Below are 13,729 nucleotides of genomic sequence, written 5' to 3'. Positions count from 1 at the left end.
AACGGTAGATTTTGGGAGTTAGTAGCGTGAGAAAAGTATTGATGGTTGTTCTGGCGTGTTTCTCTTTGCAAGGGGTAGCACTGGAACGCAAGGAACTGTCTGCGGTGTCAATTAATGAGATAACGGCAGATACGCAGGCGCAGTTTGAAGGTGCAGGTGATAGCCATGTTGCATTCAGCTGGTGGGTCCCTTACGAGTATTGGAAATCGGTGCTTACTCGTGACCCGAATATTACTCAGGCGATGAAGAAACAGATGCTGTCAGTATTGATAGATTACTCTGTCATTGCAGTTGTTCAGGCTGATATTTCCCCTCTCGGTGCGTTTAACTTCTACTCGAGAGAGGAGATGACCAAGAGTATGCGTGTGACATATACCGCTGCCGGTGCAGAAGAAGTCATTCTCAAGCCTGATCTAAATGTCGATCAAGAGATGCAGCTTCTGATGGCACAATTTGGCCCTATTCTTAAAGCGGCAATGGGCCAAATGGGAGCGAACTTTCACTTCTATATTTATCGAGACGTTGACGGCAAAGGTAAACGCCTGCTAGATCCTTATGCCACCGGGAATCTTGAAGTGACAGTTAAAACCAGAGAAGGCATCCCCTTGAACGCTAGCTTTGATACGCCGTTGAATTCGTTGTTTGTTCCGCGTGTGTGTCCGAACGGCGAATTGGCCCATGTGTCCTGGAACTATTGTCCTTGGTCAGGGAAAAAGCTGTAACAAAGCGCTTAAACTAGCTGTCAAATATGCGCGAAATACCTAGGGTGTTTCGCGCATTTTTTGCTAACAAAGAACTGTTTTAAGAATCTCCAAAACGGAGTGTGAGGTAGCAATGTCGTATCGTGCTGTTTGGGAAGAAAATGGCATCTATATCAGGTTTGCCGGCGTTGTCCCTTATCAGGATGTTTGCGGTGCTGACCACGAAGTTTTTGCTAGTCCACGCTTCCCTGATGCTGATTATTGTGTCTGGGATCTATCGGACGTTGACCGTTTAGAGTTGTCAGAAACACAAATCCTGATGTCAGCAGTGAAGGATATGGGACGCTCCATCGACAAGGCGTCTTTTAGAGGCGTTTTTGTTGCTTCAGATAAGGAGGTCCGCGTTAAGATCAAACGTTATATTGAGGCCATTTCCGACCTCGCTACTACCTGGACATTCAACCTTTATTCTAGCCTGGAAGAAGCCGATTCTGCGGTTGGGCGTGCTTAAACAGTTCCTTGCTGTCTGGTCGTTGTTAGAAATCACTTGCTGGTTCAATCAGATCCCATCGGTTGCCATATAAGTCTTGGAAGATAGCAACAGTGCCATAGGGCTCGACTCTGGGCTCCTCTTCGAAGATCACACCGTTTGCTTTCATCTGCTTATGGTCCCGCCAAAAGTCATTGGTTTGCAGCAACATCAACACTAATCCGCCAGCTTGATTTCCCACTGCTTGTTTTTCCGCGTCTGTCGTTGCCTGTGTCAAAACCAGATTTGTGCCAAGGCAATTGGGCGGCGACACCTGAACCCAGCGTTTGCCATCACCTATGTCGATATCCTCAACCAAGGTGAATTGAAGTTGGCTGGTGTAGAAAGCTATCGCATCATCATAATTTTCAACCAGCAGGGCGATATTGCCGATCCGCTGTGTCACAGGCTTTGTCATAAAAGAAAACTGCCCCTCTTTGGGAAAAATTTTTGGGTCGTGTGAGAGGGGGATTCTACACATTTTGCTAAGCAGGGATGAGGGTAATTAGAGTTCAGCCAGACTCTTTATCCTGCGAACGTTTTTAGGTGTATCGATTAGATTGTCACCATTCAACCAAACTACATTTAGGCCCGCGGCGAGGGCGGGCAATACGTCTTTGTCGAGGCTGTCCCCCACATAAATGATCTGCTCAGGCGCAGCATCTAGCTGCTCTATAATCCGCTGCAAAAACTCCGGTTGTCCTTTGCGCGCGCCGATATTGGTGAAACAGAAGTAGCCACTGATATAGCGAGCTAGGTCAACGCGGGAAAAAGCGTGTTCAATATCATCGGGAGTAGATTCGGCCGCATTGGTGGCGATATACAGATCCGCCTGTTGCGACAACTGGGCTAACGTTGTGGCCGCGTCAGGGCAGGCGATGACCTCTGGCCAGTCACACATTTTTCCCGGTTGGCCGGGGATATCCACCATCAGGGTATCTCCCCAATCAAACAGGTAGATGGGTTTAGTTGCCACAGCAATCAATTCCTCGAAAGATAATGGGGAAGCAAAATATCTATCATAATTTCATGCTCAAGCGTAATCGAATCCAGAGTTGTTTAAGTAATCCCCCAGATGCCAGGTTACTTGATGCTGCGGCAATAAAGTGACGGCGAACACGCGCAATGAACTGACAGTTGGGATCTTGTTTGCGGCGTTTTCTTACCTCTTTCATCAGTGGCAGTAGTTGCTCAAACTGCGTATCCAGAGGCGCATCCAGGATCGCCCCGTAAAGGTGGCACCACTGATAGAGGTGCTGCTCCGTGGTCGTAATGTAATCCTGATTCAAGTTAGAGAGTACGTTTTGGCCTTGCTCCTGTCCCGCCATCAGCAGATCCAATGCGCGCCAAAGCAGCGCGCTGTCATAGCAGTTATCCGGTTCGTTCTCTACCGCCAGCAGGTTGATACGCTTGGCATCTGTCCATCGATTCAGGTATCGCAAAGCCCACTGGTATTGATACCAGATGTAGCCAGGCACTTGCTCAGGTTTGCCTGTGGGCAGGTGTTTATACCAGTCGATGGCATCGTAGAAATGACCATTCATTTGTAGCAGGTAGGCGTAACTGCCCGTTAGCCTCACAGAGGCTTTCATCTTGGCCTGATGCTGTTCCAAAAAGGTTGGATGAGGAAGTTGGTGGTTCTCCTCTAAGCGTTCAAAATAACCTTCAACCAGCGCATCCCATACCGGACCGTGCAACTTATCAAACATTTTGAACAAGTTGACGCGATTCTTTCGAGGGTGCTGGCGTTTTGCCCATATATTAGCCGCAACAGGAGCCGCCTGGTTGTCAGATATAGCCGCTTCCAACTGCATAATTGCCTGTTTTGACACCGATGTGTTGGTCAGTGCCTGCAAGCCTGTTTGATATAGCCAGCCTGTGTCTTCGCCGCTTCTAAGAACCTCTTCCCAGCGGGCCAGCGCTTGCTCCGTTTGCTCCGTAGCGCAAAAACGTTTTATCTGTCTGGTCCAGAGCCAGGGATCATCTTCAAACTTGGCGATAACCTGTTCAACTTCCTGTGCCTGTTCATAGGCATTTTGCTCCAGCAGATGGTCAAGCCAATTGAGCGATACGTAGCTTTCCTGAGGCTGAATGGAAAAAGCTTTAGCCAGCCAATCGCCCACCTTAGGGTCACTGGGACGGAATTCCGAGAAGACATCGGCGGCAAAGGTCAGGTCGCTGGCATCATGAGGGTTGGACTTTGCCAGTTGATTAGCAGCATCCAATGCAATCACCTTGTTGTTCATGCGTCGGGCCATGGAGGCGAGCCTGCGCCAACCCGTGCTGTAGTTAGGTGAATCTGACAATATGGATTGCGCTTCGGCGATGGCCTGTTTACCTTGGCCTGTGCGCCAGAATGCCTCAACGCGCTTAAATTTCACATTTACATTGAGGGCGTTTTTGCCGGTCCATTCATCACAGGTGGATAACACTTCTGCGTAGCGATATTGGTCCAGCATCAAATCAAGCAGGGCACTCTGTGCGCTGCTGTATTCAGGGTTCAAAGACAGCGCCTTGCGAATGTTGGCTTCTACTTGCTGTTTATTACCCAGCTCACCAAATCTCGCCAGGTTCAACCAGGTGATCGGCGCGGAGTCGTTCTCCTCTACGAACCTATGGGCCAACTCGGAGGCGAGATTTGGTTTATTAAGCTCGTTGCCCCAGGTGGTTAACTGCTCCCACGCCCACGGGTAATCCATGGTACGTTCCAGCGCTTTCCCGAGGTTGCCAAGCGCCTCTTCACGTATCTCTTTGTTGCCTTCTCGCCATTGCATATCGGCAAGTAACCCATAAAGAATGCCATCATCGGGTTGATAGACGAGTGCACGCTTTAACACCTCGGTTGCCTGGACCAAATCGCCCTGGCTTTCATAAATCTCGCTGAGCTTTTTGTAAGCGGATGTCCAGTGTGGGTTCTGTGCCAGCGCTTCGTTTAGAGCATCTACCGCTAATTTGGACTGCCCGAGGTAAAAGGCGGTTTCAGCAAAGTCATAATGCACCTTAGGTACCAGTGGAAAGCGTAATCTGGCTTTGTTCAGAAGGTCCAAAGAGGTGGATAGATCATTTCGGTCTCTGTGATAAGTTGCGGCGCTGCTCCATGCCTCCCAGCAGTCTGGATAACGGTGCAGCCATAGTCGATGCAACTCTCCAAGTCGTTCATCAGAGAGCGCATTTTGAGCCCAATAACTGATGTTCCATAGGGCATCGCCAAACACTGACTGAGTGTCTAGCAGAGCAATGACCCGCTCCAGCACGTCAGTGCGCTCTTCCATATTGGCGCAGGTGCGCATCAGGGTGTAGATAGCGTCGTCATTGTCGACATTGATGGCCAGTGCCTCCAGCGCTGATTGTTTGGCTTGCTGAGTTTCTGAGTTAGCAAGCAGGGCTTCGGCTAGTACTGCATGAGCCAAAGAAATCTGCGGCATTTGCGCAACAAAATTGCGGGCGTGAGCCAGTGCCTGATCAAGGGCCTGTTGCTTGATCAATGTCCTCACCAGTTGGCTATGGACTTGCTCGCTATCTTCATTTCGCGCTAAAAGCGATTTAAGCGCTTCGATCTGTCGATCGGAATTAGTATGCCAATCGGCTACCAGCCATAAGGGAGTCCACTGGGTTGGGGCGTTTGCTAACTGCTGCTCCAACTCTTGGTCCAGAGTATTTCGGTCTTCACGCTGTGCCATCAACTGGCAGTAGTTATCGCCAAACTCTCGACTCAGCGGGCGTACCTTATGGAGTTCTCGATAGAGCGGTAACAACTCGTTGAACTTGCCTTGATACCTGAGCGCTTTGGTTTGCAGATGCTTCGCGGTGATCTCGTCCAGGTGTTGATGTTGTTCTGAGAAGGCTTTTTCAAACTGTTCAATATTGCCCGCCTGGATCAACTGACCCAGATAGAACGCCTGTAGCTGGCTGTCATTCGGCCTCAGTTCAATCGCATCTTCAAGTAGCGTCAAGCCTTTGTGCTCGTGGCCCATTAATTCATGGGCCTCAAACAGGGTTATCGCAGGGCCTGCGGCTTTGGCACCCAGCCTTTGATAGCGCTTCTTAAGGAATTCCAATCCTTCTTGCTCGCGCTTTTGGCAGCGCAGAGCCTTGAAATAGCTGATAGCACTGGTTTCACTGGTATCTTCCAGTGTGGCAGACCATCGGTAGGCGTTAAGCGCTTGCTCAAACTCTTGCTTTGCCCAATGCCAATGGCCCAGCGACCAGAGCGCCTCTCCCAGGTGCCAGCAATATTGCTGAAGCTGCTGCGTGTATTTAGCAACCTCAGCTTCGTATTTCTTCATGCTGTGCAGTTGCTGGGTTAGCATCAGCAGAAAGCTGGGATCCTTCCTCAACGCCAATTGATTTCGGCCGAAGTTCAGCGCTTCTTCGGTATCTCCCAGATTGAGCATGGAATGAAATGCGGAGCGTGCCAGTGAGCTCTCTTCGGGGTAGCGGTCAAGCAGGGCTTGAGTCTTCACCAACATGGTCCTGTGGTCGACCTGCTGATGAGCCAGCGATCGTTGCGCCAACAGTGTGAGCCTGTGGTCAGAGTGCGCACTCTCTAAAACAGCGAGCCTAGATTCAGCCGCGGTCAGGTCCCCTTGCTCCAGCGCATCAACGAAGGGGTTGTACAGCGCGTAAATCTCAGCTTCAGCCAATTCAAACTTTGCCAGCTGTTCGGCTTTGTCTGCCGGTGCCAGTGCCATTGCCCTCGGGCCGTTGTACTTCATCTGCTCGATGCCGGGATCGGCCAGCATTTCAACTTCAGAAGAAGACGAAGGGTCCATCAGATACAGCACCCGAGTCGTCGCGTTGTAACCGATCACCGCCTGCATATGTGAGCTGGTAGAGTCGTGAGTCACCAAAGCAAACGGGAACCCCGCATCAAGCAGCGTCACCGCCGATTCCCAGGTCATTGCAAAGCTTCTGTGGGGGATCGCATGTTCATTCAGCCACTTACGCTGCAGGTGCTCGGGGGTACCGTCGTAACAGATCTGATCTGCAATCTGTTTTGGACTGTAATCCATACCCCAGTAACGCAGCAATGCCGCCAGGGTGGTGGGCGCACAGGTCAGATATTCTTGGCGAATAAAAGGTACGTTTAGCTGTACTTTGTTCTGGTGATCGTCACTGCTGTTGAGTTGCTTGAGCAATGATTTGTGGTAACTACCGCGGCAAAGGCTTAAATGCACCTTGGCTTTGTCATAGTCGCCAAACTCCAGCGCCAGCCGGGCATATTGCCCCTCAAGATACTGCTCCAGTGACTTGTCGTGACCAATTCGGTATTGCTGGATTTTCGCTAGTGCTGCTTCTCCTTCAGACCATTGGTGATTGTTCAAATAGAGGCTCGCCAGATGACTCCATAAGCTGGCTGATTCAAACCTCTCAATATGTTGTTCAAGCAGGGCGATTGCATCGGATTTGCTGCTGGCTGCCGTGGTGGCATTCGCCCATTGGTTAAGCACTGACTCGACAGGATGAGACAGATATAGAGCGCGGTAGAATTCAGCTGCGCGCTCGAACTCCTGCTGTGACATCAGAATATAGCCTGGCAGTGAGATCACCCAGACGTCATCGGGTGTCATTTCTATTGCCTGTTCTGCCAATGACTCGGCTGTTTCAAAATCCCTGAACCGGATCGCTACCAGCGCGCGCATCACCAACCATTCGGCTCTGTCTTTGGTGTTGTCTCCAGCCAGCGGTTCATGGTCTTCAATAAACCTAAAGGTGGCCAGCGGTCCCTTGCTGTTTTGCAGGTAGATAGCGTATTTGATGGCAGCATCATTGTTATGTGGGAATCTGCGCCAGAGTTTCAGGCATAGGCTATCTGCCAGACGGTCAGCACCGAGTCGGCTAAGCAGGTGGGTTGCCAGAGACAGTTGTTTGGGCGTGTGCCAGTTCTGCAGCGGGCCCCAGCTATCAATCGCTTTCAGGTACGCTGTTTTGTACAGGCCCTGCTTGGCTGTGGCTTTAAGCTCTTTTACAAGCGCATCAATCGGCTGCGTCTCGACTTCACGAGTGACGTCCATGTGTATTCCTTGGAACAACTTCGAGATAACAAATCACCGCCGATGAATCATTGTTCAGACTTCAGTGATTAGGAAAAGCAGCAGCTTCTAATAAATTCGGACTATTTGCGACCAAGGTGGTCACAAAACCATACCTTTTATATGTATTAATTTGGTCCAGACTTTTCTTTAAGTCCAAAGAGAAAGCGGCGGGTCTTTGATGACGCAGTTCAGTATATCTGTGCGAGATAGGATCCCCAGCATAACGCCCTGGTCATTGACCACGGGAAGGGCCTCTATCTGTTCGCTAAGCATCACTTTGGCTGCACGGCGTATATCCGAGACGGGATCAATGCTTAATACCTGTTGTGGGCGTTGGGCCAACAACTCAGCAAGCGTGGTTTCTCGCGACACTGAAGGGTCACTTACCAACATCTGATACAAATGCTGCCGGGAGATGGCAGCGACAAGTTTGCCCTCATCTAGAATTGGGAGAAGTTTGTAGTTGTGCCGGTTAAATACGCCAATGAGTTCAGCTAGCGTAAAGTTGGGCGTGACACTCACCACTTTGCGGCTCATCGCCTGATACGCATGATAGACAGGTTCTCGCTGGCCCTGATCTTCGAGAACTTTTTGATAGGCCTGTAGCTGTGTGGGGCTGGCCTGATAGGGGGCGTCATCACCCGTGATCTTTTCATGCTGTTGTTGCTCAAGGGGGTCAGCGAAATTAGCGGATGCCTCTATCTCCTGCTGGAGAAAATACTCCTCGCGCACGCCCGTTCTCTGAGAGCTTGCGCCGCGGTCTACTTTGCGCAGTTTCTCCAAGGTACCGCTGAAGATCCGCCCTTGGGGCGAATAGATGTAGAACATGACGTCACTCCCTTACCAGAAAAGACTGGTGTATCACCCTATATTTCAACGAGATACACCAGCCACTTTATATATGACCCATGCCGTGAGTTATCGTTTCCTCCAAATGGTCATTTCAGCTTCTGCCACCAAGGCTCTGCGTTTAGAGTGGGGCACAACTAAGGGCAGGTTTTTTACCGACACCAGAGTGAAGTGCGGGATCAGTAACTCGGTGAGGCCATCGAGCGTAGTGAAGTTCTCGCCATTCACTTTAATGCCGCCGATCCAGTTTTCTGGCTTGGTGACTTCACTGTCCCAGTTATAGGTCGACGTGATCACCAGATAACCCTTACTGTTGATACGCTCACGGATCTGCTCAAGAAACCGAACAGGTAGGTTTAGCTTATCGATTAGGTCATTTGCTAACACCAAGTCGTATCCGGTAAAGCGGCTTTTGAGGTTGCAAGGATCGCCCTGAACAAAGTTCACTCGCTGCTTGGCTTCCTGGTAACCGAGCTCCTGCAGATTGATAGTGTTGAAGTTAACCAGTTCACCTTCTGTTGGGCTGGTATATCTGTGCTCACCCTGCTCAACAAGGGCGTAGCCCTGCTGAATATGGCGAGCGGTCATATCAATGGCGTCTACGTGGCCTGCGTATCTGGCTAACTCAAAGCTGGCACGGCCGACGGTACAGCCAATATCCAATACGCGACACTGATTGCCCAGCTCGATCTCTTCGCGCAGTTTATCCACGCTATTGACCTGGAAGTTAGGTAAGCCCAGTCTGGATTCCCCATAATGGGTTTCCAGCTGACGAGTGATCTCAGGATCAGTTTCATAGTTCAATACTGGCGATTGGTTGGGCTCGGCGTGTTGTGCGCGGATATAGCGGAAGCCCGCATGCTGGAAGAAGTGTCTGCGAAACGCATAGCGGGAGCTTTTTATCGCTTCATTGCCGGTGGAGATCCAACTACCGCCTTTAAACAGATTGTGTTTGCCATCGAAGGTAGGCGTAGAGAAGTCATCGTACAAAGGATGCACTTCAAATCCGGCAAAACCATCAATGGGTGATTCTGTCCACTGCCAGACGTTACCAATAATGTCGTAGAAGCCAGCGGTTTCGAACTTATCAACTGGGCAGGAACTGGCGAAGTACTCCAGGTTGACGTTGCCTGGGGCTTCCTGCCAGTAAGGCTGGTCGGTTTCAATCAGTTCGCGCAAACAATACCATTCAGCTTCAGAAGGCAGCCGGATAATCTCGCCGATCTTGTCTGCCTTCCAATTGCAGAACGCCTTCGCTTCCAGGTAGTTCACTTCCACTGGCCAATTCTTTGGTAACGGCACTTCCTCGAGCAGATTACGTTGGTAGTAATTGCCGTTGCGCTTGAGCCAGAAACGAGGCATTTCCGCCTTAGTAAATTTCAGCCAGCCTTGTCCTTCTTCGGTCCAAAACTCGGGAGAGTGATAACCGCCATCTTCGATAAACGCCATGAACTCTTGATTGGAAACCAGATAGGTGGAGGCATCGAACTGCTCAACAAGGGTGGTTTGCTCACCATACTCATTGTCCCAACCATAGGTTGGGTCTTCCTCAGTTTTTCCCTGAACAACAGACTGCGCGGCAACAGGACGCAGCGCATTTTCTGGCGCATCGCCAGCATAGGGGCAGGCTTGCCACGCCGCTTGGTTGTCCAGGTATTCGAGTGGCAACATGCGCATAATCACCGAGGATGTTTCTAAGTGGATACGCTCATGTTCGCTGCCCATCAGAATGATCCATGCCAGTGAGTCCTGAGTGATTGGCAGACTCAGTGGCATCTCATCAATGAGCTTCTCTATTGTTGCTGCGACGCGCTGACGATAACATCGCACTTCATCTGCGCTGGGCCAGTCGTAGTGGCGGCTATCCAGATCGTCCCAGCTCATCTCATCCACGCCAATGGCACACAAGCTTTCCAGTCGCGGGTCAATGCGTTGCTCCAGGTATTTACCCAGGATCAGTTTGTTGACGTAAAACACGGCGGTATGGCCGTAGTAAAAGATAAGCGGGTGACGAAGAGGCTCGGGTCTGAGTAAAAAAGCGTCGTCGTTATTTATCAGGGCAAACAGTGACTCATAGGTATCCCAGCTATTGCGAAAATAAGCTTTTAGTTCCGCTCGTTTTTGCTCTACGTCGGATCCCGTGAGCAAAGGGGTCTTCAACTGCGCAATGCGCGTAGATTGGATCATGCTTCTAACCTTGGTGTTTTCTTTTATATGGTTTCTGTCGGGTTGCCGTTAATGCTTGCCAAATTGGCTGTGGCATCTCCGATAGGTTGACGGCGCGTGAACGAAGCCATTAGCTCCTGTTTCAGCGCGGCGCCTATGTCGTTGTATTCAGTTTCTGGTTTTCTGTGTGACTGTATTCGCCACAGTATGGTTTCCAGCCAATCATCTTGCTGTAACAGTGCCAGGGCCGATGGACCGGGGAACTCGCCAAGACTGCTGTCGTAAAGTGCATGGGGTAATGGCTTGGCGTCTGCCTGTTGTTCGCTACAACGTTTTGCCGGCATGGTGCCGTGTTGTCTTTCAGCGAGTACATCAACCACATTAGCGAGCGCGAATACTGAATTAAGGTACGGATTGTAGTGAGGGCTTGATGCCCCAAGTCTGTGTTCAATGCGTGCACCGCGTCGCCAATCCTGGCGGGTTACCAGCGGTTGCTGTTCGCAGTCGAGCAGGGTGGTTTCTACGCCCATGGGCTGATTGTGTTTACCCCACTGACGATAGAGCGCGATACTGCCTTGATGTCCACCAGACAGATTCACTGGCGAGCTTAGTTCTTGGTCAAGTCCATAATGGCTCTTTAGCCGGATGCGCTCGAACGCTTCCTCTTCCGGCAAGAACAGGGCGCAGTAGTGATAGCTGGTTTCCAGCAGCTTGCATTGGATCTGTTCGGCCAGGGGGCCATCCGCCATTAAGTTGTTACCGTGGCTGTCTATTAAGCTTAGGTTGAGTTGCACCGCGTTTGGTATATGAATATCCCGCGCCGTATGGTGGAAAATTGCGCGGCTGCCTGATGCCATGCCGCCTCTGTCGCCATTCCAAATCACTGGACGGATATAAACCTGCTGCGCGCCATGTTTACAGAGCAGTTCGGGTAATAGTTGGATCGCTTTGTAGAGATTATCTGATTCTTGCAGTGGAGACTGGCCGTTAAATAGTGAAACGTACTCCCACTGACATTGCCAATACTCAGGCTTAAGTTCTGCCTGCAGAGACAACTTTGCCATCGATTTGTTAACAGCTTGGTAATCCAGTTGCTTGCCAGGGCGTGGCTTGTATCCGCCCTCAAGCTCGTAGTGGATCGCAGGTTTAAACCCGTAACTCAACACCTCCGCCTGTAATAGTTTCAGCGCCTCTCTGGCGATATGACTGAGATGGTCCAAACCCGCTTATTCCTCTGTTTTCACTGATGCTTTGTATGGATATACGTTGTCGACAATGCCGATCGATCTAAACGACCTGAATTTTTTAAGTTTTCTTTCGAAAATTCAGCCTATTCGGAGAAGTGTAGATGGGGATTATTGCAGTTGCTCGATTGCTGAACAGAAAGCGATTGGGCTGGGTTACTCAGCGAAAAGAAGTGCCGTAGGCGAGTGTTTGAGCCTCATTCATAAGGAATTCATCTAATCTTGCTAAACCTTGATCGAAATCTGCTGTTTCGATTTGTTATTAATGTTGTAATAAAACAAGAAAAGGACGTGACTACCCCGATAGGAATCGGTTGAATCTGTACCACGAAAGTAATATTACTACGATTGGGTAAAACCTGAGCACCAGGGCACCTCGTCAGATCTGCATTTGTGGTTGAAGCGACTACACTATTGGTTTGCCAATTTAACAATATTTGATCACGCTCATGTAAAACGCTGCAATGTGAGTTATCTCTCACGAAATCAGTGCAATTTTTCAGGAACGTGATAGGGTATCGCGCAATTTTTTGAATCCCTAAATCTTAACGTTAGTAGCCAAGACTACAGAGGCCTCGAAATGAGAAAGACCAAGATAGTTTGTACTATTGGACCTGCTTCAGAATCCAAAGAGATGCTTACCAAGCTAGTAAAAGCTGGCATGAACGTAATGCGTCTGAACTTCTCCCACGGTGACTACGATGAGCACGGTGCACGTATCAACGCTGTTCGCGAAGTATCTGCTGAAACCGGTCAGAAAGTAGCTATCCTGCTCGACACCAAAGGTCCTGAAATCCGCACTATGAACCTGGCTGACGGTGATGTTGTGCTGGAAGCAGGTCAAACTTTCACTCTGACTACTGATCAGAGCGTTGTGGGTGACAAGACTCGCGTTGCTGTAACTTACGAAGATTTCGCTAAAGACCTGAGCGTTGGCAACACTGTATTGCTGGACGACGGTCTGATTCAGCTGACTGTTACTGAAATCACTGGTAACGACGTAGTTTGCCGTGTTGAGAACACTGGTGAGCTGGGTAACAAGAAAGGTGTTAACCTGCCTGGCGTTAGCGTGAACTTGCCTGCGCTGTCTGAAAAAGACAAGAGCGACCTGGTATGGGGTGCTTCTCAGGGCGTTGACTTCGTTGCAGCTTCTTTCATCCGTCGCGAGTCTGACGTTCTTGAAATCCGCGAACTGCTGAACGCTAACGGCGGCGAGACTGTTAAGATCCTGTCTAAGATCGAAAACCAGGAAGGCGTAGACAACTTCGACGCGATTCTGGAAGCGTCTGACGGCATCATGGTTGCTCGTGGTGACCTGGGTGTTGAAATCCCAGTTGAAGAAGTAATCTTCGCTCAGAAGATGATGATCGAGAAATGTGTTGTTGCACGTAAGCCGGTTATCACTGCTACTCAGATGCTTGATTCAATGATCAAGAACCCTCGTCCTACTCGCGCAGAAGCGGGTGACGTAGCTAACGCTATCATGGACGGTACTGACGCAGTAATGCTGTCTGGTGAGTCTGCTAAAGGTAAATACCCAGCAGAAACCGTTGCTATCATGGCGAAAATCTGTGAGCGCACTGACGAAGTTATGGGCGAAGTTCAGCGCGAACTGCCAGAAGTAACTGGTGCTCTGCGTGTAACTGAATCTCTGTGTAAGTCTGCTGTTGCAACTGCACGTAACCTCGACGCTAAAGCCATCGTTGTTTGTACTAACGAAGGTAAGTCTGTGAAGTCTGTACGTAAGTACTTCCCTAAAGCACAGATCCTGGCGATGACTTCTAACGCTAAAACTGCTCAGCACATGTGTCTGACTCGTGGTGTTAGCGCGTCTGTTGTTGAAGATTTCGAAAACAGCGACTGCATCTACACTCGTGCTAAAGAGAAAGCGGTTCAGTACGGCCTGGCTAAGTCTGGCGACAACATCGTTGTTGTAGCTGGCGCGCTGGTTGGTACTACCAACACTATCTCTGTTCACTCAATCGACTAATCTCGATAAGTGAATAAGAAAAGGCGCCGTAAGGCGCCTTTTTTTGCTTTGGTGATCTGAGCGACTTTTTTTGCCTCCCTCGCAAGCTACTCTTGACCATCTTGGTAAGTTTGAGAGTGTCCAGAATCCCTTCTTAACAGTTTGTTTATCAAGCTTTTTCTAAAGAAATTATCTACTAAAAGGATTTAGTTAAATAGATATTAAGACTCTACGTA

At 49.8% G+C, this 13,729-nt stretch carries 9 protein-coding genes; 3 read left to right on the top strand and 6 right to left on the bottom strand.

The window, feature by feature from the left end:
* Positions 1 to 26 precede the first annotated feature (26 nt).
* Positions 27 to 722, top strand: coding sequence for a hypothetical protein (locus tag ABEA14_RS17650; RefSeq protein ID WP_345341892.1), 696 nt, complete (start codon positions 27 to 29; stop codon positions 720 to 722).
* Between the two features lie 112 nt (positions 723 to 834).
* Entirely contained in the window at positions 835 to 1,212 is a 378-nt protein-coding gene (locus ABEA14_RS17645; protein WP_345341890.1) for a hypothetical protein, read from the top strand.
* 25 nt (positions 1,213 to 1,237) lie between these two features.
* Here the strand turns inward: ABEA14_RS17645 and ABEA14_RS17640 are convergent, their stop codons facing one another.
* The 6 genes from ABEA14_RS17640 to ABEA14_RS17615 all read right to left on the bottom strand — a co-directional run bounded on the left by ABEA14_RS17640 (position 1,238) and on the right by ABEA14_RS17615 (position 11,500).
* Positions 1,238 to 1,648, bottom strand: coding sequence for a VOC family protein (locus ABEA14_RS17640; protein WP_345341888.1), 411 nt, complete (start codon positions 1,646 to 1,648; stop codon positions 1,238 to 1,240).
* Between the two features lie 87 nt (positions 1,649 to 1,735).
* Positions 1,736 to 2,206, bottom strand: a complete 471-nt coding sequence (locus ABEA14_RS17635) for an HAD family hydrolase (protein ID WP_345341886.1) — start codon at positions 2,204 to 2,206, stop codon at positions 1,736 to 1,738.
* Between the two features lie 43 nt (positions 2,207 to 2,249).
* Positions 2,250 to 7,244 carry a C39 family peptidase gene (locus tag ABEA14_RS17630; protein ID WP_345341884.1) on the bottom strand — a complete coding sequence of 1,665 codons (4,995 nt, stop codon included), beginning with the start codon at positions 7,242 to 7,244 and terminating at the stop codon, positions 2,250 to 2,252.
* 168 nt (positions 7,245 to 7,412) lie between these two features.
* On the bottom strand, positions 7,413 to 8,093 hold the full coding sequence (locus ABEA14_RS17625; RefSeq protein ID WP_345341882.1) for a CBS domain-containing protein: 681 nt from the start codon (positions 8,091 to 8,093) through the stop codon (positions 7,413 to 7,415).
* A gap of 90 nt (positions 8,094 to 8,183) precedes the next feature.
* Complete coding sequence (gene ovoA, locus ABEA14_RS17620; RefSeq protein ID WP_345341880.1) at positions 8,184 to 10,301, bottom strand: 5-histidylcysteine sulfoxide synthase; 2,118 nt, start codon at positions 10,299 to 10,301, stop codon at positions 8,184 to 8,186.
* Positions 10,302 to 10,324: 23 nt separating this feature from the next.
* Positions 10,325 to 11,500 carry a hypothetical protein gene (locus ABEA14_RS17615; protein ID WP_345341878.1) on the bottom strand — a complete coding sequence of 392 codons (1,176 nt, stop codon included), beginning with the start codon at positions 11,498 to 11,500 and terminating at the stop codon, positions 10,325 to 10,327.
* Positions 11,501 to 12,104: 604 nt separating this feature from the next.
* On the opposite strand from ABEA14_RS17615, the gene pykF reads away from it, so the two are divergent.
* Positions 12,105 to 13,514, top strand: a complete 1,410-nt coding sequence (gene pykF / locus ABEA14_RS17610; RefSeq protein WP_345341877.1) for a pyruvate kinase PykF — start codon at positions 12,105 to 12,107, stop codon at positions 13,512 to 13,514.
* Positions 13,515 to 13,729: the final 215 nt, after the last annotated feature.

This window comes from Corallincola platygyrae (assembly GCF_039544265.1).
Classification (GTDB): Bacteria; Pseudomonadota; Gammaproteobacteria; order Enterobacterales; family Neiellaceae; genus Corallincola; species Corallincola platygyrae.
This window is presented reverse-complemented; position numbering and strand designations above follow the sequence as displayed.

What these genes read in the sequence shown, in the direction of transcription:
- ABEA14_RS17645 (WP_345341890.1), top strand. Translation starts at nt 835, where the DNA reads ATGTCGTATCGTGCTGTTTGGGAAGAAAATGGCATCTATATCAGGTTT.
- ABEA14_RS17640 (WP_345341888.1), bottom strand. Translation starts at nt 1,648, where the DNA reads ATGACAAAGCCTGTGACACAGCGGATCGGCAATATCGCCCTGCTGGTT.
- ABEA14_RS17630 (WP_345341884.1), bottom strand. Translation starts at nt 7,244, where the DNA reads ATGGACGTCACTCGTGAAGTCGAGACGCAGCCGATTGATGCGCTTGTA.
- ABEA14_RS17625 (WP_345341882.1), bottom strand. Translation starts at nt 8,093, where the DNA reads ATGTTCTACATCTATTCGCCCCAAGGGCGGATCTTCAGCGGTACCTTG.
- ovoA (WP_345341880.1), bottom strand. Translation starts at nt 10,301, where the DNA reads ATGATCCAATCTACGCGCATTGCGCAGTTGAAGACCCCTTTGCTCACG.
- pykF (WP_345341877.1), top strand. Translation starts at nt 12,105, where the DNA reads ATGAGAAAGACCAAGATAGTTTGTACTATTGGACCTGCTTCAGAATCC.